Origin of the sequence: Paraburkholderia sp. WS6 (genome assembly GCF_030464835.1) — a bacterium.
Lineage (GTDB): Bacteria > Pseudomonadota > Gammaproteobacteria > Burkholderiales > Burkholderiaceae > Paraburkholderia > Paraburkholderia madseniana.
In genome coordinates this window covers 111,251-134,565 of record NZ_JALQCK010000003.1, presented here as the reverse complement: position 1 = coordinate 134,565, position 23,315 = coordinate 111,251, and the positions used below count along the sequence as shown (strand labels likewise).

At 63.4% G+C, this 23,315-nt stretch carries 14 protein-coding genes; 8 read left to right on the top strand and 6 right to left on the bottom strand.

Going from position 1 to position 23,315, the window contains the following annotated elements:
• The first annotated feature begins 48 nt into the window (after positions 1-48).
• Positions 49-366: a DUF4148 domain-containing protein gene (locus M0D64_RS04980; RefSeq protein WP_266256859.1), complete on the top strand. Its 318-nt coding sequence runs from the start codon at positions 49-51 to the stop codon at positions 364-366.
• Positions 367-505: 139 nt separating this feature from the next.
• On the opposite strand, the gene M0D64_RS04975 is transcribed toward M0D64_RS04980, so the two are convergent.
• Positions 506-1,261, bottom strand: coding sequence for a DUF2968 domain-containing protein (locus M0D64_RS04975; RefSeq protein WP_266256858.1), 756 nt, complete (start codon positions 1,259-1,261; stop codon positions 506-508).
• A gap of 167 nt (positions 1,262-1,428) precedes the next feature.
• Positions 1,429-1,749 carry a hypothetical protein gene (locus tag M0D64_RS04970; RefSeq protein WP_054041885.1) on the bottom strand — a complete coding sequence of 107 codons (321 nt, stop codon included), beginning with the start codon at positions 1,747-1,749 and terminating at the stop codon, positions 1,429-1,431.
• A 248-nt stretch (positions 1,750-1,997) separates the two neighbouring features.
• On the opposite strand from M0D64_RS04970, the gene M0D64_RS04965 reads away from it, so the two are divergent.
• The 3 genes from M0D64_RS04965 to ltaE all read left to right on the top strand — a co-directional run bounded on the left by M0D64_RS04965 (position 1,998) and on the right by ltaE (position 4,397).
• Complete coding sequence (locus M0D64_RS04965; RefSeq protein ID WP_054041883.1) at positions 1,998-2,309, top strand: cupin domain-containing protein; 312 nt, start codon at positions 1,998-2,000, stop codon at positions 2,307-2,309.
• A gap of 146 nt (positions 2,310-2,455) precedes the next feature.
• Positions 2,456-3,220 carry a peptidoglycan DD-metalloendopeptidase family protein gene (locus tag M0D64_RS04960; RefSeq protein ID WP_266256857.1) on the top strand — a complete coding sequence of 255 codons (765 nt, stop codon included), beginning with the start codon at positions 2,456-2,458 and terminating at the stop codon, positions 3,218-3,220.
• Positions 3,221-3,389: 169 nt separating this feature from the next.
• Positions 3,390-4,397: a low-specificity L-threonine aldolase gene (gene ltaE / locus M0D64_RS04955; RefSeq protein WP_266256856.1), complete on the top strand. Its 1,008-nt coding sequence runs from the start codon at positions 3,390-3,392 to the stop codon at positions 4,395-4,397.
• A gap of 56 nt (positions 4,398-4,453) precedes the next feature.
• Here the strand turns inward: ltaE and M0D64_RS04950 are convergent, their stop codons facing one another.
• A complete protein-coding gene (locus tag M0D64_RS04950) occupies positions 4,454-5,821 on the bottom strand; it encodes an MFS transporter (protein WP_266256999.1) in 1,368 nt (455 codons plus the stop codon).
• 741 nt (positions 5,822-6,562) lie between these two features.
• On the opposite strand from M0D64_RS04950, the gene M0D64_RS04945 reads away from it, so the two are divergent.
• Positions 6,563-9,016 carry a glycogen/starch/alpha-glucan phosphorylase gene (locus M0D64_RS04945; protein WP_266256855.1) on the top strand — a complete coding sequence of 818 codons (2,454 nt, stop codon included), beginning with the start codon at positions 6,563-6,565 and terminating at the stop codon, positions 9,014-9,016.
• Between the two features lie 87 nt (positions 9,017-9,103).
• On the opposite strand, the gene M0D64_RS04940 is transcribed toward M0D64_RS04945, so the two are convergent.
• The 3 genes from M0D64_RS04940 to M0D64_RS04930 form a co-directional block, all read right to left on the bottom strand.
• On the bottom strand, positions 9,104-10,219 hold the full coding sequence (locus M0D64_RS04940) for a hypothetical protein (RefSeq protein ID WP_266256853.1): 1,116 nt from the start codon (positions 10,217-10,219) through the stop codon (positions 9,104-9,106).
• A gap of 264 nt (positions 10,220-10,483) precedes the next feature.
• A complete protein-coding gene (locus tag M0D64_RS04935) occupies positions 10,484-10,828 on the bottom strand; it encodes a hypothetical protein (protein ID WP_266256852.1) in 345 nt (114 codons plus the stop codon).
• 146 nt (positions 10,829-10,974) lie between these two features.
• Entirely contained in the window at positions 10,975-11,364 is a 390-nt protein-coding gene (locus M0D64_RS04930; protein WP_266239976.1) for a DUF6232 family protein, read from the bottom strand.
• A 430-nt stretch (positions 11,365-11,794) separates the two neighbouring features.
• On the opposite strand from M0D64_RS04930, the gene M0D64_RS04925 reads away from it, so the two are divergent.
• The 3 genes from M0D64_RS04925 (at position 11,795) to M0D64_RS04915 (ending at position 23,314) form a co-directional block, all read left to right on the top strand.
• Complete coding sequence (locus M0D64_RS04925; RefSeq protein ID WP_266256851.1) at positions 11,795-13,360, top strand: multicopper oxidase family protein; 1,566 nt, start codon at positions 11,795-11,797, stop codon at positions 13,358-13,360.
• 85 nt (positions 13,361-13,445) lie between these two features.
• Positions 13,446-15,023: a multicopper oxidase family protein gene (locus M0D64_RS04920; protein ID WP_266256998.1), complete on the top strand. Its 1,578-nt coding sequence runs from the start codon at positions 13,446-13,448 to the stop codon at positions 15,021-15,023.
• A 17-nt stretch (positions 15,024-15,040) separates the two neighbouring features.
• Positions 15,041-23,314 carry a choice-of-anchor Q domain-containing protein gene (locus M0D64_RS04915; protein WP_266256850.1) on the top strand — a complete coding sequence of 2,758 codons (8,274 nt, stop codon included), beginning with the start codon at positions 15,041-15,043 and terminating at the stop codon, positions 23,312-23,314.
• Position 23,315: the final 1 nt, after the last annotated feature.

Here is a 23,315-nt window from a genome sequence, read left to right as displayed (position 1 = left end):
GACAACGAGCCCAAAGCGCATTAAATACAAGTTCTGGAGGTTTACATCATGAAGACGCTTATCTCTGCTGTTGTCGTCGCTGCCGCTCTGGTCGCTCCTGTTGCTTCGTTTGCTCAATCGAACCAGCCGCTTACCCGCGCTGAAGTGCGCGCTCAACTGGTGCAACTGGAAAAGGCCGGTTACAACCCGATCGGCGATCATGTCGACTACCCGGCTAACCTGCAGGCTGCGCAAGCCCGCGTCGATGCAGAGAACGGCACCGTTCAAGTTGTGAACAGCGGCTACGGCGCACCGATCGCTGGCACCTCGCAAGCCGGCCGTCCGGTGACCGGCAACGACCGTAACTCGGTCTACTTCGGCAACTAATTCGCCAAAGTTGATGTGAACGCCGCCTGGCTGACAGGCGGCGGGTAATGAAAAAAACGCCGACCGGATTGCCGGGCGGCGTTTTGTCGTTTACGGCCAAGCCTATAGCCTGGCCGTCAGATCGATTTGAAGACGCGCTTCAACGGTTCGGCAAATGCGGAATCCCTTCGTTGCTGGTCAGATTGAGCTGGTGAATCTGCCGATGCGCCTTGTTCAGATGCGCCTGCGCGGCGACGCGTTGCGCTTCCAGTTGCGACACCTCCTTGCGCACCTGATGCTGCCGGTTCGACACGGTCTGTTCCTGCGCGCCACGCCGTTGCAGGTCTGTGCGCAGCCGTTCGGCCTGCGCCTCGGAGCGCGCGATCATGCGAGCAAGCTGTTCGTTTTGCGCCTCGAGTTGCGCGCGGCGTGTTTCGCCGTCCGAGAGCCGCGTCGCCTGTTCCTCGAAGTGATGGAAGGCGGCTTCCGCGGCTTCAAGGTCGGCGGCTTTCAGCGCGCGCCACAGCGAGCCGTCCTGATAAAGCGCGACGTAGTACGTCAGTTCCTTCGCGTGGAACAGCAGACTGACCGAATAGGCGAAGCTGCGGAACACGCGGAACGGTGTCAGCGCTTCTTCTTCGGCGAGCCATTCGATTTCGGCGGTGTCGGCCATCTGCACGCCGCGCGCGCTGACCTGCGAGGGCACCACCGGCACTGGCCGTAACGTCGTCACCGGCCGCGCCGGCTCGGCGGTTGGTGCGGCCGGTGCGCCAGCGGGCGTGACGCCGGCCGCCGCGGCCAGCGCCGCCTCCTCGCTGTCGTCGGGCGTTACGGGATCGGCGGCGTTCTCTCGAGCGACCTGCACGAGATGCGATGGACCTGCCAGCACGCTGCGGCGATTCAGGAGACTTTTCACGGCGGTTCCTCCGGTTGACTCGCCCGAAACCTTCAGACGGCGTCGACAGTCAAGCATGCCGGACAATCTGGCGGTTCGGGCGGTGAGCGAAAAGTGGCGGACCGGCGGCACTAGCGCTGAGCACCGGGGTGCGCGGCAGTGCGGATGCGTTTTCCGCGAGCGCGGCTTTAATGCAACGTGCGATGCCGGCGGCCTATTTCATCGAACAGCGCGCGGCTGGGTTCGAGAGCAAGCAACCAGGATTCGTCGTAACCGCTGAGATTGTCGAGCGCCTCGCGTAGCCGTTCGATCGCCAGAGCCGGAATCTCGACGCTGGCTTCGACGCCGCTCGACAATCCCGCGATGCTGGCCAGTTGGACCAGTGCGTCGGCGGCTTCGGCGACGTCTGCCGCGAAAACCAGATGGGTGTTCAGCAACTCGACCAAACCGGGCGACGCCGCAACATCGTCGACGTTGAGTTGCACGGCCAGAAACGTGGCTTTGTTCATCCTCAACTCCTCGCAGGATCCAGGCGTTTGCGTACGGTGCGTTGCGGCAGCATGACTGAGTATAGGCGAGGGTTGAAAGGATTCAATAATCACACGAATGCGCTCGCGCGGCCGTGCGGCGGCGGTCGGGCCTGCCGCAACACCTATAATGGGGGCCGTCGAAACGCGTGATCCTGCTGGGCCGGGCGGCTCGGTATGCGGCACGGATAACGCCTCGACAGCGACTGTTTCTCAACCCACTATTCACCATGAAGATCATTCGCAGCAAGAGCTTCACCGCGACGCGTCCGTGGGGCGCGCTCGATATCGCCAACATGGGCGGCATCACGACGCGCCTGCATTGGACCGATCAGCCGTACAAGTGGCATGTCAACGACGGCGAGGAAGTGTTCGCCGTGCTCGACGGCCGCGTGGAGATGCGCTATCGCGAAGGCGGCGTGGAACAGTCGGCGATTCTGGAAACGGGCGATGTGTTCTACGCGTCGGTGGGCACCGAACATGTTGCGCATCCGATCGGCGTGGCGCGCATTCTGGTGGTCGAGGCCGAGGGCAGTGTCTGACGGTTCCTTGGCCCATGGCGTGTCGAAGTTGTCGCCAACGCGCACGGCGGCATAATGGATACGCGCCGTGGCGCCCGTACCGAGCGGCACGGCGAATGCTTGGGGCTGATTGAATCCGATTGAATCTAAGTGTCGAGGAAAATCACATGACAAGACAATGGCAATTCACGGCGGCCCGGTTGCTGATCTCAGCGACGCTCGGCGTGATGATCAGCGGTTGTACGTCGATGCCGTGGGAAAGCACGCCGTTCTATAGCAGCGCGCCGTCCCGCCCGACTACCCTCGGCACGGTCCCTGTGCCGGCCGGTTACTACCGCGCCAATCCGGGTGACACGCTGGCGGGCATCGCGTCGGCGTACGGTCGCAAGCCGCAGGAGATTGCAGTATGGAACGGCCTCGCATCGAATGCGGCGGTCAATCCGGGGCAGGTGCTGCGGGTGGCGCCGCCGATTGCATCGGGTAGCGTGGTGACGCCGCCGGTCAATGTGGCCGGTCAGAATGGCGCTGCCGCCACGCCCGGTGCGGCTGGCGTCGCGCAGCAAGGCGTGCTGCTGTGGCCGCTGCGGGGTCCCGTGCTGAAGGCCTTTGCGCCGGGCAAGTCGAACGGTATCGTGATCGGCGGTCGCGCAGGCGATCCGGTCAAGGCCGCCGCGACCGGCCGGGTCGTTTACGCCGGCACGGGTATCGAGGCGTACGGTCCACTCATCATCATCAAGCACGACGACTCGCTGATTACCGCCTACGGGCAGAACAGCACGCTGCTGGTCAAGGAAGGCGACGCTGTCGCGCAAGGACAAACCATCGGCGAAGTCGGCGTGGATAGCCGGGGCGTGGCGTCGATCCAGTTCGAAGTCCGCCAGAACGGCCAGCCGGTCGACCCGCTTGCATGGCTGCCGAAGTCAGGTGGGTGAGCCGCGCTTATTAGCGCGGTTCTCAGCGCTGCGTTAATTAATTGAATACACTGTGTGGCTCCACAGCCGGAGTCGTGGCCGTTCATCGAAGCAGATGAAGCAGTGCGCGGGCCGGCGGTCACAGGCTTGTCATGCATTGACACAAACAGGGACACACGAGGCTCTCACCATGATCGATTTGCGCAGCGACACCGTAACCCGTCCAACTCCTGCCATGCTCGCGGCGATGTCGGCCGCCGAAGTGGGCGACGACGTCTGGGGCGACGACCCAACCGTGCTGCGCCTGCAAGCAACGGTCGCGGAGCGCACCGGCAAGGAAGCCGGCCTGTTCTTCCCGAGCGGCACGCAAAGCAATCTGGCGGCGTTGATGGCGCATTGCGCGCGCGGCGACGAATACATCGTCGGCCAGTTGGCGCATACCTATAAGTACGAAGGCGGCGGCGCGGCGGTGCTCGGCAGCATCCAGCCGCAGCCGCTCGAGAATGCCGCCGACGGTTCGATCCCGCTCGAGAAGATCGCGGCCGCGATCAAGCCGATCGACAACCACTTCGCGCGCACGCGGTTGCTGGCGCTGGAAAACACCATCGGCGGCAAGGTGCTGCCGGCGGGTTACGTCGACGAGGCGGTGCAGTTGGCGCGCCGGCATGGCTTGTCGGCTCACCTCGACGGCGCGCGGGTCTACAACGCGGCGGTCGCATCGGGCAAGCCGGTTGCGGCGTTGTGCGAACGGTTCGATTCAGTCTCGATCTGTTTTTCGAAGGGCCTGGGCGCGCCGGTCGGCTCGGTTCTGGTCGGCAGCCAGGCGCTGATCGATGTGGCGCATCGCTGGCGCAAGGTGCTGGGCGGCGGGATGCGTCAGGCCGGCGTGCTGGCAGCGGCATGCCTGTACGCGCTGGATCACAACGTCGAGCGTCTCGCCGACGATCACGCGAACGCCGCGCATCTGGCGGCCGGTCTGGAATCGATCGACCAGGTCAAGGTGCAGTCGATCGCGACCAACATGGTGTTCGCGCATTTTCCGCAGCAACATTGCGTACCGCTCGAAGCGTGGCTCAAGGAGCGCGGCATCCTCACGCAGATGCTCTACGCGTCGCGCTTCGTCACGCATAAGGATGTGTCGCGCGCGGATATCGATACGTTTATCGGCGCAGTGAAAGGGTATTTCGCCGCGCATTAATCGAAATGCCGGGAAGGAAAAAAGGGCGCACTGCCACAGCAGTGCGCCCTTTTTGTTTACTCCGCCGACGCTTTCGCGTGCACGCCCGCGCGATGCGACGGCGCGAACAGCCGCAGTCCGCTCGCAAGGCTCGCCGCGCCTGCAAAGAAGGCGCCGGCGCTGAGCGCGAGTGTGGGTCCATGCCGGCCGGCGATGCCGAAGCTCAGCGCGACCAGCGCTGCACCGGTGGTCTGCCCAAGCAGCCGGGCAGTCGCTACGATGCCGCTGGCGCCGCCGCTGCGCTCGGGCGGCGCGCTCGCCATCAATGCCTTCAGGTTAGGTGACTGGAAGAAGCCGAAGCCCGCGCCGCAAATCGCCATGCGGATGCCGATGTCGAGCACATGCGGATGCACCGGCAACAACGCCAGCGACGCCATCCCCGCCGACATCACCGCAAGGCCGATCGCGCCCAGCAGGCCCGGTGGATAGCGGTCGGACAGACTGCCCGCCAGCGGCGCGGCCAGTGCGACCACCACGGGCCACGGCGTCATCAGAAAGCCGGTCTCGACCTGGCTGCGATGCAACACGTCCTCGAAGTAGAAAGGCAGCGACACGAACGCCAGCCCTTGCGCGGCGAACGAGCACACCGCGGTCACCGCCGACAACGCAAACACCGGCCGCTTGAACAGATCGACCGGCAGCATCGGCGCGGGGTGACCGGCTTCACGGCGAATCAGCAGTACGCCGAACACCACGGCGATCGCGGCCGCGCTCAGCACCAGTTGCGTCGAGGCGCGCTGGGCCGCTTCGCCCAGCGCGAAGATCAGCGCGGCGAAGGTGATCACGTTGAGGAGCGCCGCAATCGGGTCGAAGTTGTGCTTGCCGCGCTCGGTGTGCGGCAGCGCGGGCCATGCAAAGGCCAGCGCCAGCAGACCGAGCGGCACATTGACCGCGAACAGCCACGGCCATGCGGCAACGGACAGAATCAGCGACGCTACCGTCGGCCCGACCGCGAACGACACGCCGACGATCAACGCGTTAGTGCCGAGGCCGCGTCCGAGCCGATGCGGCGGATATAGATAGCGGATCAGCGCCGTATTGACGCTCATGATCGCGCTCGCGCCGAGCCCTTGCAGCACGCGCGCGGCGGCCAGCAGCGGCAGTGTCGAAGCGAGCGAGCAAGCCAGCGACGCCAGCGTGAACAGCGCAATGCCGCCGATATAAATCCTGCGATGCCCGACGATGTCGCCGAGTGCGGCAAGCGGCAGCAGTGTCGCGACTATCGCGAGCTGGTAGGCGTTGATGATCCACACCGACGCCGCGGGCGCCGCGTGCAGATCCGCGGCGATGGCGGGCAGGGCGGTGTTGGCGATCGCGGTGTCGAGCGTGGCGAGCGCGACTGCGAGCATGATCGCGGCCATCGCGCGGCGATTGGCGGCGCTCATCGGGCCGTCCACTGGAAAGGTCTGGTCGAGCGTGGCGCCACGGGTGGCGCTGGGTTTGTCGGACAAGGCGTGGCTCGTCGGGTTATGCATGCCGCAGCGCCGGGTGCGTCGGAGGGACAGCGCGGCGGCGTGCAGGCGGCAGGGTTGCGAGGCATGAAGCGCGGGGCCCGAGTCCAGCGGTCAGGGCGGCGCGCGCGGCGAATGAAGTGATTGTTACAGAGACGTGGAAATCGTGCTGGGAGGCCGGCAGGGCGGGGCGCTCGGTCGGACGTCCACAATGCAACTAACGGTCAAGCCCGCGCGGCGTCTTCGAATCGGCGCGACCCAGCGTTGTCGCATATCGCTCCGGCGTAACAGTTCAGCAGACGAGGCGCTCCGATTTGACCACGTATCGAACCAGTCAACGCATTCATCGCCACGTCACACGTCGAAAAAGATAATCATGCTGCCTCTCCCATGCAGTCGGCTTTCATTGCTTGCCGTCGTTTGCCTGTTTTGCGGGCCGATGCACGCGCCCAGTGCCGCGCACAGGCTGCCTCTGCACCGCGTGCGTGCGCGGAATGCGTGAAGCCCCGCATGTCGGCGGGCATGGCATGTGCATGAACACCCGCTCGCGCTCGCCGGTGTCCGCGCGCCGTAAAATGTCGTACTCTGTTTGTTAACCCGCCTGACCGACCCGCGCCTCCCGTCCGTCATCTATGCGGTTCGCGTATGTCGCGTCGTTATTTCCCGGAGGCTTCGATGACAGCCGTCGATCTGGATTTCGACCAGCTCAACAGTACCGTCGACGCGCTACGGCGCTCAATTTCCAATCGCATGATGTACGGCGTCGGCAAGGACGCCGTCACCGCTCATCCCCATGACTGGCTGCACGCCGCGGCGCTCGCCGTGCGCGACCGGCTGGTCGCGCGCTGGATGAAGACCACGCGCCTGCAGTACGAACAGGACGTCAAACGCGTCTACTACCTGTCGATGGAATTCCTGATCGGCCGCACGTTTACGAACGCGTTGCTGGCGCTCGGCATCCACGATCAGGTGAAGGAAGCGCTCGCGGGTCTCGGCGTCGACATGGAGACGCTGGTCAATATCGAGCCGGACGCGGCCCTCGGCAACGGCGGCCTCGGGCGGCTCGCCGCCTGTTTTCTCGATTCGATGGCGACGCTCGGCATTCCGGGTTTCGGCTACGGCATCCGTTACGAATACGGCATGTTCCGTCAGGAGATCGTCGACGGCGAGCAGGTCGAAGCGCCGGACTACTGGCTGCGCGCGGGCAATCCGTGGGAGTTTCCGCGGCCTGAGATCAAATACATGGTGCATTTCGGCGGGCGCACGGTGCAGCGCGGCGAGCATGTCGAGTGGATCGACACCGAGCATGTGAACGCCACCGCGTATGACACCGTCATTCCGGGTTACGCGACGGACGCGACCAATACGCTGCGCCTATGGTCGGCGCGCGCCACCGAAGAACTCGACCTCGGCGCGTTCAATCGTGGCGACTACCGCAACGCGGTCGATACGAAGAACATGTCGGAGAACGTCTCGCGCCTGCTGTATCCGGACGACTCGACGCCGGCCGGCCGCGAACTGCGGCTGCGGCAGGAATACTTCTTCGTCTCGGCGACCATGCAGGATCTGATTCGCCGCTATCAGCGCACGCACAGCACGTTTGGCCGCTTCTCCGAAAAGGTGGCGGTGCATTTGAACGACACGCACCCGGTTCTGGCGATTCCGGAACTGATGCGTTTGCTGGTGGATGTTCATCATCAGCCATGGGACAAGGCGTGGCATCACGTCACGAAGATTTTCTCGTACACGAACCACACCTTGATGCCCGAAGCGCTCGAAACGTGGGACGTCGAGATGCTTGCGCGTCTTTTGCCGCGGCATCTGGAGATCATCTTCGAGATCAACGCGGGCTTTCTCAAACATGTCAGCGAACAATCGGGACACGACGGCGAGATGATCCGCCGCATTTCGCTGGTCGACGAGTACGGCCAGCGGCGTGTGCGGATGGCGTATCTGGCGATCGTCGCGAGTCACAAGGTGAACGGTGTATCGAAGCTGCATTCGCAACTGATGACGCGCGATATTTTCGCCGACTTTGCACGCATCTATCCGGACCGCTTCACGAACGTCACCAACGGCATCACGCCGCGGCGCTGGCTGGCGCAGGCGAGTCCGTCGCTGTCGTCGTTGATCGATCAGCAGATCGGCAAGCATTGGCGCAGCAATCTGTTCGAGCTGGAGCAACTGCGCAATCTGCGCAACGACAGCGCGTTCATCGACGCCTTTCATGAAGCGAAGCGGCAGAACAAACTGCGGCTCGTGCAGCGGCTTGCGCATCACACGAAACTGAACTTCGATCCCGATGCGTTGTTCGACCTTCAGGTCAAGCGCATTCACGAATACAAGCGGCAGTTGCTGAACGTGTTGCACGTGATCGTGCGCTACAACCAGATTCGCGCGAATCCGGAGCGCGATTGGGTACCGCGCGTGGTGATGTTCGCCGGCAAGGCTGCGTCCGCGTATCGCATGGCGAAGACGATCATCAAGCTGATTGGCGATGTCAGCGAGAAGGTCAATCACGATCCGTTGATCGGCGATCGTCTCAAGGTGGTGTTCGTGCCGAACTACGGCGTGAGCGTGGCCGAGTTGATCATTCCGGCGGCCGATCTGTCCGAGCAGATTTCAATGGCCGGCACCGAAGCGTCAGGCACCGGCAACATGAAGCTCGCGTTGAACGGTGCGTTGACGATCGGCACGATGGACGGCGCGAACATCGAGATCTGCGACGCAGTGGGACGCGAGAACATTTTCATCTTCGGCCATACCGCCGACGAAGTGGACAACCTGCGCGCCACCGGCTACCGGCCGCGGCAAGTGTACGAGGAGAATCCGCAACTGCGCATGGCGCTCGACCAGATTCGCACGGGTTACTTCTCACCGGATGATCCGCTGCGCTTTTCGGACATTTTCCACACGTTGGTGGATTGGGGCGATCACTATATGGTGCTCGCCGATTTCGCCGCGTTTGCGAAAGCGCAGGACGAAGTGGATGCGCGTTTCGTCGACAAGCGCGCGTGGACCGAGAGCGCGATCGAGAACGTCGCGGGCATGGGGCAGTTTTCGTCGGACCGCACCATCGGCGAATATGCGCGCAATATCTGGCACGTGAATCCGCTCAGTATGGAGTGACGCAGGCACGTTTGTGTATGGCGCTTGCTCAAATGAAAAAGGCCGTGCGAATTTTTTGCACGGCCTTTCTTTATTGATCGATGACTATCACGGGGCGAATCGTTCGCTCTCTTGCGCGGCATGCAACCCGAACTGTCCACGCGGGAAATCGAACAGCACGTCGATGTTCTGCATGGCCATCAAACCGACCACGATGCGGTTAGCGTCCGGCTTCGCCTTGACGATCGTGACTTGCGCCTTCTCGTAGCGGTGCACCCACGATCCAGTGCCGATGGCCGTCTCGTAGTTGCCCTGATCAAGCACATTGCCGACATCGCCGTCACCGGTCCAGTTGGGCGCTTTGTCCATTTCGAGGCGGATCATGCCGGTGCTGCCGGTTGCGAACACCAGCGGCGCGCAGAAGGTCATCTTGTTGCCCACATTCACGCAGCCTCGCGGCCATTGCGCCGTGCCGTCTTTCGACATTGTCATCGGCACCATCGTGTAGTCCTTGGTAATGGTGCTCGAGGGACTCAACACCATGTACGGCTTCGCGAAGTTCGAGTGCACCAGATAGCGTTGGCCGATATTGCCGGGCAATGCGCGCAACGGTTGCGTGTAGCTGTTGTCGTCGGACTGCGCGGCGCCGACGCCGACGATGCCGGAAAACGCCCAGCCGAATTCACCGGTGTAGCCGTCCATCCCCACGCACTTGCGCGCGTTCGGCAGGCAACGTATGACATCCACCGCTTGCGCGGCGATCGGCGTTGGCGTGGTGCCGGCGAGGCTGAACGGCACCTTCACGGCCGAGCCGAGAATCTCCACACCGTTCGCGAACGACAACGACGTCACGCCGCCGGCGCTTGCATAGTTCGAACCCGGCAGTACCGACTTCAACACCCGCGTACCTTGCGTACCCGTGTCGAGCGCCATGTACACCGGCTTGCCGTCGAGCTGGACCGGCAGGCCGAGGCGTGCGTGGTCTTCGTCGGCACGCTCCACATGCAGCGGAATCAGCAGGCCGTCGTTGCCGCCGTTGATCAACGCGGCATTGGGGGCTGGCGGCGTGGGGGTGGGGAAGGTGACGGAGCAACCGGTCAGTGCGGCGAGCGCGCCGGCTGCAACCAGTGCCGCTGCGGCTGAACGACGAAATTGAAGACGGAATTGAAAACGAAAATGAGGACCGACATGCCGGCGCGCGGCATCGAGAGACGACAGGAACATAGGATCACGCTTTGCAAAGAGGCGGGTCCCTGGCGGAGGCGATGCATCGTGAGCTGTGGGTTGGACTACTCGAACAGCACTGGCGGCAATCTCACTGGATTGCCGCGGCGTGGGCGGGGGAACCGGGACGCTTGCGGGGGCCTGCGGGAGGGAACACGCGATAACAGGAGCGGCGACTCTACACGGCCACCCGTGGGCAATTGCAAAGATGTGTAAAGGTTTGGGGGACGGCTAGCAAGTCGTCCGTGCAAACATTGATCTATGTCAATAGTCGCGCGGACGGCGGATCACGGTGGATTGTGCGCGGCCGAGCGTGGCGCGGTCGAGGGCGCTTGTCAGCAGGCTGATCACGTCGTCGAGGGTGCGCGAGGTGACTTCGACACGAAAGGTCACGCGCTCGTGTTGCTGGTCGACGGTCATGACGTAGAGGCGCAGATCGTCGCCGAGAGCGGTATGCAACGCGCGCCGTCCATGTGCCGACGAAGTGCCGGGCACGGTGACGTCGATAATCACAAGCGGAACGACGACATGCGTGCGGCGGGGAAGGCGTGATTCGCGCGCTGCGCGCGGGACGGAGACTTCGGACGTTGCAACGGGCGTGAGCATCATGATTGCGCCGATTCGGCGAGGCGGCGCGCGTTGTTGACACCCAACCACTCTAGCGGCGCGCGCCTCAACGACGCGCAAAAGCTGCCGCGTCGCGAATCAATTTTCTGTTAACGCGCCCCGCCTCGCGTATAACGGACGGCGATTGCTCAGGCCTTGGGCGCCGCAGTGACGGCCTGCGCCTCGTGCACGGCCGCGGCGACGCGCTCGACGAACTCGCGATCGGTGCTCATGAGCGCCTCACGCAGGCCATTCGCGGTCTGCACCATCAGACGATGCGTGATGTCCTGGGTCACCCAGGTGAGCCAGCCGACCACGATCAGCATCGTGCCGCACACCATGCCGACCGGCGAGCGCAATATCCCGCCGGCAATAACGCCCACGAGTCCGACGAGCGAGATCGCACGCGGCAGCGCTTTGTTCTTCTGCACGGTGACGACTTGCACGTCGACGATGTCGCGCAGCGGAAACACCTGGCCGGCCGACGAGAGTGCGTTGCGCGTGACCGACACGCCGCGATCGTTGAAAGGAGTTTCCATCGAGTCCAATGCAATCCGTAGCAAAGGGCGCAGCGTACCAGATCTTGGGTTGACTATTTCCGAAGCTCGCCTTCACACGGTTCGCCAAAGCTCGAACCGCTCGAAAGGTCGGTCTGTATTCAATCTTCCACCGAAAGCTAATCGAAAGAAATTGAATGGACCTGATGCACCCGCCAGGCATTGGCCGAGAACCCGGCCAGGTGCCAGACGCGATCGACGCGCGGCGTTATTCCTACTCCGGCCGGCCAATCCGAAGAACGTCACTGGGTTTGCCCTACTGCAAGTGTAGGGGGGTGACCCATCCCAGGCTCCGTCGCTCTTGTTCAGAATCCAGATACGGACTGATGTAACGACGTAACCAGCCCGCATTCGCAGTAGAGCATGACGTCCAGCGCGTATGGCGCTGGCTGACCCCTGGGACGGAGGTCATATGTTCAGTACCCGCGCTTATCACAGCAGTGTTGCCGCGCTGCTGTTCCTGCTATTTGCAGTTCCTTCGTTCGGCCAGTCGTTCCGGGTGCAATGCCCGCCGACCACGCCGGCGCATCCGACGGCGCTGCCGCCCGGTACGGGGGAGCCCGCCTACACCGGGCCGTCCTACACGGGACAGACCTCCACGTCGACCGGCGTCATCAACGGCGCGGTCAAGTGCCAGCAGATCTCGGGCGGTGATGGTTACGCCACGATGGCGAACGGCGTGCAGACCTACCTGTTCGCTTTCGGCCCGTTGTCCGGGCTTGCCGACATCAAGGCCGGTCTTCCCGGCACCGAGTTCGCCTCGGTGTTCAACGCCGTCGGCGACCCAAGGTCGGACCCGACCTACAACGGTGCGGTCGGCCTCGTGCCTGATCCGGAATCTGTGCCTCCGGGCCAGTTGACCGGCCACGTCGATCCGCGCCCCATCATGGATATCGGCGTGATGAACGGCAACGAGCCGGCGCCGACGATGGCGATCGACGAGGACGACGAGTTCTTCCTCACGCTGACGAACGTCGGGATGATCATGCGCCCCGACCTGTTCGAGCGGCACACGGTGCACTTCCACGGCTACCCGAACGCATCGTCGTTCTATGACGGCGTGCCGGACGCGTCGGTGGCGATCAACATCGGCGCGAGCTTCACGTACTACTATCTCGCGCCGGATGCAGGCACCTACTTCTGGCACTGCCACATCACACCGCCCGAACACTTGCAGATGGGCATGGTCGGCCAGATCTTCGTACGACCGCGCCAGAATCGCGTTCCCGGCGGTGCGTCGCTGTATAGCTCGCTGCTGCTGCAGCAAAAGGATCTGCGTACGGCGTGTGGCAATGACATTCTGTGCACGACACCGCTGCCGCCGGCGAACAGCGTGGCCCACTTGAACAACAAGAGCAACACGCCGACGCTGTATGCGTACAACGACGGCGACGGTTCGACCGCCTACGACGTCGAGTATCCGGTGCAGATACACGGCTTCGATCCGAACTTCCACTTCATCGGCATGACGTTCAATCCCGAGCCGTTCACCGACATGAAGGACAAGCTCTTCATGTTGAACGGACGCAGCTACCCGGACACCGTGAATCCGAACCCGCTGTCGACACAGGTCGCCGACGGCACACCGCATTTTTCGCAACCGCTGCCGACGCTGATCAACATTCCGGCGGGCGGCAGGGCGCTGCTGCGGATCTCAGATCTGGACGTCACTGAGTTTCAGACGCTGGCGTCGCTGGGCATTCCGATGCACGTAGTCGGTGTCAACGCCCGCTTGCTGCGCGACATGTCCGGCAACGACCTGACCTACAACACGAACTCGATCACGTTGGGGGGCGGCGAATCGATCGATGTGATCCTCGACGCCAGCGACACGACGAAATATAAGCCGGGTGCGATCTATTACCTGTACACGCCGAATCTCGATCACCTGGCCAACGACCAGGAGAACTTTGGCGGCTTGATGACCGAGGTCCACATCTGCAACGCAGTGGACCCGACCAAGAAGTCCTGCACCTAGGAGAAGAGCCGTGGGACACATCAATCACACCACATGGATCGCCACGCTCGCGCGCCTTGGGCGGCTTGCACGGTTCGGCGCGGCGATGCTCGCCACGCTCGTCTGCATGCACGCGCAAGCCGCCGCGCCCGGCATCACGGGGACGCACTTCGATTTGAGTGCCGAGGCGAACCGTATTACCCAGCCCGACGGCGCGAGCATTTATTCGTGGGGCTATGGATGCCGCACGGCGCCGTCCGGCTTTTCGCCATCCACGATCGCGGGCGCGAACTGTCCGAGCATGCAGATTCCCGGTCCGACGCTGATCGTGAAGCAGGGCGACGTCGTCACCGTGACGCTCACCAATAACCTGCCGGCGGCGGCGGGCAACACGTCGATCCTCTTTCCGGGATTCCAGGTCTGCGCCGCGGTGCTGAACCCCGACGGGACCTGTCCTGCCGCGCTCACCGGCTCGCCGGGGTTGCTGACCCGCGAGGCCGCCCACGGCAGCACGGTCACGTATAGCTTCGTCGCGGCGACGCCTGGCACGCATGCCTACTACAGCGGCACGCAGGGCGATCTGCAGATCGAGATGGGCCTGTATGGCGCGATCATCGTTTTGCCGACCTCCTCGCCCGGCACGGTTGCGGTGCCTACTGGTTGTCGCGCGGTCGCGGCGACGCTGCCGGACGGGCAGCCGGACTTCCGCAATGCCGGCGCGGCCTATAACCACAGCGCGGCCTGTTACGACCGCGAGTACCTGTTTCAGTTCGCCGAATTGGATCCACGCATCCATGTGCAGGCGGAACAACAGGCGGCGAACGCGTGCACGGCGCCGAACGGCTGCATGACCGTGGAGACGGAGCCCTATCACCCGGCCTATTTCATGGTCAACGGCCGCTCGATGCCGGACGACATGGACCCGAACTACGCGGTGCAGTATCCGCATCAGCCCTACAACGGCAATCCGCACATGCATCCGGGTGAACTGGTGCTGTTGCGGATCATCGGCACCGGCCGCTGGCAGCATCCGTTCCACGAGCACGGCAATCACGTGCGGGTGCTGGCGCGCGATGGAAACATGCTGCTCAGCAAGACGGACCCGACCAAGGTCGCCGGACCGCTGCTGTTCACGACGACCACGACGCCGGGCCTCGCGATGGACGGTATTTTCTACTGGACGGGCAAGGGTCTGAACTGGGATGTCTATGGGCATAAGCCTGGGGACCTGTACACCGATACTGATCCGAAATATGCGGCTTACGTCGGCAAACCGGTCGTCTGCATTCCGGACGTGAACGGCTATTACACGGCCGACCCGCTCGCGCCGAACTACTACGAGTGGTGCGCCGATCACGGCAAGGCGCTCGAAGCGCATCCGTTCGGCAACGTCGGCAGCGGCGGGCCGGTCACCCTGCCGGATTCGCATGTGGTGACCAACGGCTTCTGGTTTGGTGGCAGTCCTTATCTTGGGCCTGACGCGACCATACGCGCCACCGCGCCCACCGGGACGACGCCGCCGAGCGGGACGATCGCGAATCCACCCGCAACGGAAGCAGGTTTTGCATTCATGTGGCACTCGCATAACGAGCGCGAGATCACTACGAACAACATCTTCCCAGGCGGAATGATGATGATGATGCTCGTCGATCCACAGGTTTTCCTGATTGACGAATCCAATTAGAGGCGGGGAGAAGCGCGATGAGATCCACTCAGTTTAAGGCGACCCTCTTCGCCGTGCTCAAGGCAGGGGTCACAGCGTCCATTCTGCTGACTGCCAGCAGCATATCTTTTGCTCAAGTCGTCAATCTGACGGCGAAGGCGACGACTGCCACGCTGCCCGACGGGCAGGCGGTGCCGATGTGGGGCTACACCTGTACGCCGGCTGCGGTTGCGCCGGCGACCTGTGCGGCGGCAAATCCGGGCGCCGGAGCGAACTGGTCGCCTGTGGTGATCACCGTGCCGCCAGGACCGCTGACGGTCAATCTCACCAATAGCTTGCCCGGTGCCGTGCCGACCTCGCTCGTCGTGGTGGGGCAGTTGGGCGGCGGGCTGGGGACGACGGCGACGAGCATGCCGAGTCCGCCGCATCCGACGCAGACCGCAACAACCTGGCCGATTGCCACCACCGCGAGCGGCGCGACTTTCACGCCGCCCGCGCAAGGGCCTCGTGTCCAGTCGTTTGCAACCGAGGTGGCGACCGGCAAGACTACCTCGCTCACCTGGAGCAACCTCAGCCCCGGCACTTACCTGATCGAGTCGGGAACACATCCGTCGATCCAGGGGCCGATGGGACTATACGGCGTGCTGGTGGTGAAGGCACCCGTCGGTGGCACCGTAAGCTGCCCGGTAGCGTCGCAGCGGTATCAGGCTTACACGAGTCCGGCTATCTGCTATGACGCCGACGTACCGCTCGTGCTGAGCGAAATCGATCCCGTGCAAAACACGGCTGTCGCAGCGGCAGTGACGACGACAGGCTTCAGCGAAACCCTGGCGTGGTCGGGTCAGCCCGGCGGCTGCGGCGATTCGAAGTCGACGGCGTTCGGCACCTGCTATCCGCCGACCGTGAACTACGATCCGCGCTACTACCTGATCAACGGCGTCGCCTTCGACCGCACCAATCCCGGCGGGTCTTCGTTTGCCGCCACCGCGCCTGTTGCGACAGGCCAGGTGCTCGTGCGTTTCGTGAACGCCGGTTTGCGGATGCACGTTCCGTCGATAGTCGGTGCACAAACCGGCAATCCCGTCGCTTCCGGTTTCTCGCTGATCGCCGAAGACGGCAATGTGTTGCCCGGTAACGCGCGAGTCCAGTCGGAAGTGTTTCTGGCCGCGGGCAAAACCTACGACGTGATGATCAACGCACCGGCTACAGGCGCAACGGCGCTTCCGGTGTTCGACCGCGAACTGAGCCTGTCTACAAACAATCAGCGTGACGGCGGGATGCAGGCTTATGTCGCCGTCAATGGCGGCGTGCTGCCGACGGCTGGGGCCGCGAATCAGAATGCGATTGCCAATTCCGCTGCCTACTTCTTTGTCCCGGGCACCACGTTGACCGTGTCGGACCCTGCCAAGGGCGTGAAAGCCAAGGACGTGAATGTTTACGGCGTGGAGGTCAAGACGACGACCACCGGCGGCGCGCTGACGCTGAACCCGGATGGCACGTTCGTCTATGTGCCGAATGCCGGTACGACAGCCGACAGCTTTGTGTATCAGGCCAACGGCAATCCCGCGGTATCGGCGACGGTCACGCTGTCGGCCTGCAGCGCCGGCAACGGTTGTCTGTCTGGCCCGCCGGTGGCCAGCAATGGCGCTTACGTCAGCAACATCGCGTCGCGGCTGCAAATCGGCGCGCCCGGCGTGCTGGCCAATGCCTCGGATCCGAAGGGGCTGCCGCTCACCGCGGCGATTTCGGGTGCTGTGACAGGCGGGACCGTCACGTTGAATCCGGACGGATCGTTCACCGCGATTCCGACGACGCCGCCGGTCGGCAGCACTGCGACTGCCACCATGACGTTCAAATACACGGCAAAGAATTCGCAGAACACGTCGAGCACCGCCGCGACCGTGACGGTGACGTTCAAGGGCGGCAGCGGACTTATCGTCAAGCCGCTGGACGCGCCGAGCGCGGCGCCGGGCAAGACCGCGGTTCAGCTTGCCGACTACCGCTGGATCATCGAGGAAGACCGTACCTTCCAGATCGATCCCGCATGCCAGACGACCGCGACAACGCGCCCGGCTACGTGCCCGCCGCTGCCGGTTCCCAGCCTCGGCGCAAATTTCCACACCAGCTACATGCCGGTGGTGGCAGCAGGTTGTGTCGGCAAGGTCGCCTGCGAGTCGGGGCAAACGGTATATGACCCGGCGAGCAACTCGCACTTGCCGGCTGTGTGCGATATCGGCAACGGCGTGTGCCGCACGACGGCTGCGCAACAGGTGCCGGTCAATCCGAGCCAGGTGGCGCTCGATCCGAAAAAGCACTACTACATCTCGATCTTGCCGGGGGACGCCGGTAACAGCTTTGGGAACGGTGCGGGCTTGCCGCAACCGGTTAATCCGGCGAACCCGACCGGGCCGCAGAGACAGTTCGACATTTCCAAAGACTGCCCGTCGGGTCCCGCCGGCGCGGATTTTGCGCCGGGCACGGGTAAGTGCGGCCACACCATGGGTGGCGCCCCGATCGCCCCCGGACAGACCAGCGTCAACGTGCTGTTGCAGGAGACGCCGATGGCGACCGCGAAGGTCTCGGTGTTTGTCTTCGAAGACGACGCCCCGGTGAATGGCGAAGTGGACGTCAGTGGCGGTACCGACACGTTCGGCTCGGCGCGCGAACCAGGACTTGGCGGATTCGAAATCAAGCTCTGGGACGACGCGGGCGGCACCGGCGACCCAACCGGACAGATGACGTACGACATGTTCAACATGCCGCTGTCCAATTCCTTGCAGGGGACCATCGATCCGGTCACGGGGCTCAATGCCTGCCCGATTTCGACGGCGACCGACGGAATTGTCGGCATGGTCCCGACGTGTCCGAAATTCGAGTCGGACGGCAAGACGTTGTCGCCGCTCGTCGGCCAGGCCATCATTGCCAACCTGATGCCAGGCCGGTACGGCGTCGTCGCGACGCCGGCAGCCGACCGGATCGGCAGGGGAGAGGAATGGCTGCAGACGAACACGCTGGACGGACAGAAGGCACACGACGCGTTCGTCAAGGTGGGTGGGCCGGCGTACTTCCAGGAGTTCGGGCCGGCAGGCTTTCACGTGGCGGTCGGCTTTGCCAATCCGAAAATCATCAATGCTCGCCTGCCGCTCCTTTGCGCAGGTGCGACGTGCACCAGCGGGCTCAAGGGCAGGGTAACGAACCTGCACTACAGCCGTCCGCCGAACGAGAATCTGTATGGCGCCGGCTCGCGTACCTCGCTGAGTTTCACGCAGTGCTATGTCAGCGTCGGCGATCCGGACGGCGAGGATGTGGCGTTCACCAAGTGCAACGCCGACGGGACGTTCAGCTTTAGCGGCTTGCCCGCAGGCACGTTCAGAATCACGATCTTCGATCAATGGAACGATCAGATCGTCGATGGGCTCGCGACTGCGGTGCAACTGGCGACCGGCCAGACTGTGGATGTCGGGGATCTTTCGGTGCTCCAATGGCACACGAATCTCTACACCCGGACGTTCATGGACACGACCGGCTCCGGCGTCTCGCAGACGAGTTCGCCAGGGCTCCCGCTGGTTCCGACCAATATCCGCTTCCGCGACGGCAGCTATTCGAACTTCAACAACACGGACCTGAACGGCTATGCGTCGTTTAACGAAGTGTTCCCGCTGTTCAACTGGTACGTCGTCGACACCGACGAAACCCGCTTCAAGCAGACTGGCGTCCATGTGGTCTACGACGCCGGCGGCCCGCCCGACGGCACACCCGGAGGCGGCACCTCGACCATTGCGGCCAATTACGCCAACACCCTGGAATCCGCGACGGCGCACCTGCCCACGAACCTCCGGGTACCGGGCGCGGTGTATTGCAACGACGCGGACTGCAAGGACCGTACGGGGTCGAATCCTTCGACCGGCAGAGTCGATCCGCCGTGGGTGACCACGATGGGTTGGCAGGGCTTCTCGGGGCAGAGTTCCTTTATCGAGTTCGGCAAGGCGCAGTTTGGCGCGACTGAAAACGGCGGCATCCGGGGCGAAGTCATCTACGCTTCGACGCGGCCGTTCGACGATCCTTCGCTGCTGATCCACACAAAGTGGACGCCGGACGTGCCGAACGTCACGGTGAACCTGTATCAGGAGGGCGTCGCGGCGGATGGCACGACCAGCCTGACGCTGGTGGACACGACGAAGACCGCCAGCTGGGATGACTGGGCGCAGGGCTTCCGCTCCGACGGCGTGCCGAACATGAACTGTCCGGGACAGGAGGCCACTGACCCGTTCTTCTTCACGTTGAAGGACACCCCGCAATGGCTCGACGCGCAGAAGCGTGCGTTGCCGGCGCATTCGCAGTTCAAGTGCTACGACGGCATGCACGCGTTCAACCAGTTGCAGCCCGCGCCGTACGACGGGATGTACAAATTCCCCAGCGTGACGGGCCGGAGTACGACGACCGGCAAGCCGACCGCGACGAACTGCACGGTCTGTGTGGCCAATCCTTCGGGCGACGGTACGCAGATGCTGCCTGCCGGCAAGTACGTGGTCGAAGTGATCGTGCCGCCGGGCTACGAACTGGTGAAGGAGGAAGACAAGAACATCCTGATCGGCGACAACTATATTGCGCCGGTCACGCAGCAGTTCGCCGGCATCGGCGCCATCTTCATCCTGCCCGACCAGGCTGCGGTGAACTCCACCTATAACCGGAACAATCCGCAGAATCCGACCCAGGACCTGGGCTCCACCACCTACTCGCGGGGCGAGGGCGACACGGGCAGCATCGAAACCTCCTGGCCTTGCGTCGGTGAGCTGCGCATCGTGCCCGACTACATCAGCTTGTTCCCGGGTTCGCAGGAAGTCGCGCCGTTCGCGGGCGCCTCCCGGCACCTGTGCGACCGCAAGGAAGTTAACCTGACGAGCCAGTCTACAGTGCTGACGAAGTTCTGGATCTTCAGTTCGACGCACGTGGCCGCGCACTACACCGGCTTCATGCTGGATGACTTCTCTTCGGAGTTCGATCCGTATTCGCCGCAATTCGGTGAAAAGTTTGCGGTGCCGAACGTGCCGATCTCGATGAAGGATTTCGCCGGCAACGAAGTCGCTCGCACATATACGGATCAATGGGGCATCTTCAACGGCTTGAACTATTCGACCTGGCAGGTCAACCCGCCGAACCCCACCGGCTATGCGCCGACGATGATGGTCGCCTGCATGAACGATCCTGATATGCCCGATCCGGCGCATCCTGGCCAGACGATTCGCGATCCTCTGTTTAACACGGCATACAGCCAGTTCTGTTACGAGATTCCGTTCATGCCTGGACAGACCCAGTACATGGATACGCCAGTGGTGCCGGTTTCGGCCTTCGCGGAGGGCTACAACCAGCCTGACTGCGCGTACCCGGATGCCACGCCGGCGATTTCCAGCGTAACGGGCGACTCGCTCGGCGCCGGCGCGGGACCCTGGGTGAGCGTTGCCACCCGCACGCTGACCATCAACGCTCAGGGCAACCAGCAGGTGCCGAACCATGGCTACACGGGTCCGGCCGCGACCACGGCGCCGTTCAATCAGAAGTTCCTGACGCGTCACTATGGCTTTGGCAGCCGGCCTTCGACATGCCCGGCCATCGGCCCGTGCAAGAACGCCACGATCGGCGGTGTTCCGATGAACAATGTTTCATGGAGCGACACCACGATCACAGGCCAGGTGCCCATCCTGGTCGGCTCGCAGTCGAGCTGCACGATCCAGCAGCGTGGCGTGCTGAATCCCACGTCCTGCGGTGAACTCGTCATCACGGCGGCCAACGGCAAGCGCTCGATCGACACGGTCACGGTCACGATCGGCGGCAAGACGCCGACCTATGTGAATGGCGAGAACGCCACCAGCAACGCGATTCAGACCGCGATCGACAAGGCGACCCCAGGCGACATGATCATCGTCGGTCCGGGCGTCTATAACGAAATGCTGCTGATGTGGAAGCCCGTGCGGTTGCAAGGTGTCGGTGCGACGGCGGTGACCGTCAACGCGAACACCCACCCGTCGGGCAAGATGGACCCGTGGCGCAGGCAGGTGGGCTGTCTCTTCGGCGACGCTTTGAACGGCGGCCTGATCTCGGCGAGCAATCCGTACGATCCGACCGGCACGTATTCCTGTGCGTCCACGATGCAGCGCAAGGTGGATGCGATACCGTTCGAACCCGCCTCCGGATGGGATTTCAACCTCAACGGCAACCTGGCTGAACTGCTGATCGAGCCGACGCTGATGGGCGCATATGAAGGTGCGGCCATTACCGTGCTCGCCAAGGGCGTGAAGGACGTGAACTCGCAACCCGACCCGAACTGCATCGCGAACGGCATTTGCACGCCGCTCACTGGCCCGACCCTGCTCCAGCCGAACCCGCCGGATTGCACGAACTACCCGAGCAACTTCCTGTGCAATCCGTCGCGTATCGACGGCATGACCTTCACCAACAGCTCGCAAGGCGGCGGAGGGATCTTCCTGCACGGCTGGAACCATTACACGGAGGTCTCGAACAACCGTGTCTTCGCCAACGCAGGGACGCTCACAGGCGGCATCACGGTAGGCCAGGTCGAAACTGCCGAAGCGACGATCGCCGCGGACGGCGTGACGCAGTTGCCGTTCCTGCTCAACCAGCATGTGAACATTCACAACAACGCGGTGACGTCGAATGCTTCGTATGGCGACGAAATCAACTCGACCACGCCTTCATCGGCGGGCGGCGTGACCTTCTGCAATGGTGCCGACTACTATCACTTCAACTACAACTGGGTCTGCGGCAACATCAGTGCCGGCGACGGCGGCGGTATCGCGCACTTCGGGTTCAGCTATAACGGCGACATCTCGCACAACTGGGTGTTGTTCAACCAGAGCAACAACCCGACGCTGCCCACGTACGGTGGCGGCATCATCGCCCAAGGCGTACCGCCTGACGGCACGTTCTGCGAGAACTCGACGGTGGACATCGATTGCGCGCCTCAGCTTTCGGATGGCGTTGGCCCGGGCCTCATGATCGACGGCAATCTGATTGTCGGCAACACGGCGGAGAGCGGCAAGGGCGGTGGGTTGCGGCTGCAGAGCGTCAACGGCACAGACGTGCAACGCAGTCCCAACAACTCGAGCGCGTGGTATCAGGTTCGCGTGACCAACAACATCATCGCGAACAACGTGGCCGGGTGGGCAGGAGGCGGTGTCTCCCTGCAGGATGCGGTAGCCGTGAACTTCATCAACAACACGGTGGTCTCCAACGACTCGACGGCGTCCGCTGGCGTGCTGTTCAACACGCCCGCGGCCACGCAGGCCAACGTCGGGCCGCCGAACTGCACGACGGTTGGATCGGAAACGACGTGCTCTCCGATCACGACGTCGACATTCGAGCCGGCTGGGCTGGAGACCGCGCGCCACACGGGGAACTTCATCGTCGCGTTCACCAATCAGAGCGTGGCATGTCCGGCGGGGTTGCCCAACTGCACGACGTTCTCGAACCCGGTGCTGACCAATAACGTGTTCTGGCAGAACCGCACGTTCTATATCACCGTGGGAGGAAAGAATCCGAACATCGCGGGCCTGCAGAACGCGGTCACGTTGAACCCGTCGTTGAATCAGGCAGGGAAGGCGACAGGCTTCTGCGATCCGAACGCAGTCTATTGGGACATTGGCGCGTTCGGCGACACCTCGGCCAGCAGTCGTCAAGCGGCTTTGACGATGCACCCGCAGTACTCGATTCTGACTGACGCCGGTGACTACCCGGGAGCGCACAACAGCAATCTGAATCCGGCTGTGGTGCACCAGTACTGCAATGGCTCGCGTGTGCCGCCGGAAGCGGGCGGAATCGGCATCACGGTACCGCCGGGTATCGCCGATACGGTTCTTCCGAATCCGCTGTTCACCCTGATGCCGTCGGCGACGCCGGATGAAGGCAACCAGTGGATCAACATGTCGTACGGTCCGCTGTCGCTGTTCAACGAAGCGCTCACGTCGGGCATGACCGGCTATAACGTAGTGCTGGGCAACTACTCGATCAATACGGGTTCGCCAGCAATGAATGCCGGCACGGCGGCCGGTGCGCCGAATCACGACATCTTCGGCACGTCGAGGCCGCAGGGCGCCGCCATCGACATCGGCGCGGTCGAGGTCGTGCAGCCAGGCCTGTTGGGCGGCACCCCTCCACCCATCGATCCGCTCGCATTGGGTGGCTCGTCGACGGGTGGTCTGCTCGGGCTGTTCCAGTTAGTGGCGCCGAAGCTGCCCGTCGTGACGCCACCGCTGCCGCTGACCCCGGCGCAGACGCTGCCTGCGGTCATACGGTGAG

Coding starts and splice junctions, on each gene's coding strand:
- M0D64_RS04980 (WP_266256859.1), top strand. CDS start 49: ATGAAGACGCTTATCTCTGCTGTTGTCGTCGCTGCCGCTCTGGTCGCT.
- M0D64_RS04970 (WP_054041885.1), bottom strand. CDS start 1,749: ATGAACAAAGCCACGTTTCTGGCCGTGCAACTCAACGTCGACGATGTT.
- M0D64_RS04965 (WP_054041883.1), top strand. CDS start 1,998: ATGAAGATCATTCGCAGCAAGAGCTTCACCGCGACGCGTCCGTGGGGC.
- M0D64_RS04960 (WP_266256857.1), top strand. CDS start 2,456: ATGACAAGACAATGGCAATTCACGGCGGCCCGGTTGCTGATCTCAGCG.
- ltaE (WP_266256856.1), top strand. CDS start 3,390: ATGATCGATTTGCGCAGCGACACCGTAACCCGTCCAACTCCTGCCATG.
- M0D64_RS04950 (WP_266256999.1), bottom strand. CDS start 5,821: ATGAGCGCCGCCAATCGCCGCGCGATGGCCGCGATCATGCTCGCAGTC.
- M0D64_RS04945 (WP_266256855.1), top strand. CDS start 6,563: ATGACAGCCGTCGATCTGGATTTCGACCAGCTCAACAGTACCGTCGAC.
- M0D64_RS04940 (WP_266256853.1), bottom strand. CDS start 10,219: ATGTTCCTGTCGTCTCTCGATGCCGCGCGCCGGCATGTCGGTCCTCAT.
- M0D64_RS04935 (WP_266256852.1), bottom strand. CDS start 10,828: ATGATGCTCACGCCCGTTGCAACGTCCGAAGTCTCCGTCCCGCGCGCA.
- M0D64_RS04930 (WP_266239976.1), bottom strand. CDS start 11,364: ATGGAAACTCCTTTCAACGATCGCGGCGTGTCGGTCACGCGCAACGCA.
- M0D64_RS04925 (WP_266256851.1), top strand. CDS start 11,795: ATGTTCAGTACCCGCGCTTATCACAGCAGTGTTGCCGCGCTGCTGTTC.
- M0D64_RS04920 (WP_266256998.1), top strand. CDS start 13,446: ATGCTCGCCACGCTCGTCTGCATGCACGCGCAAGCCGCCGCGCCCGGC.
- M0D64_RS04915 (WP_266256850.1), top strand. CDS start 15,041: ATGAGATCCACTCAGTTTAAGGCGACCCTCTTCGCCGTGCTCAAGGCA.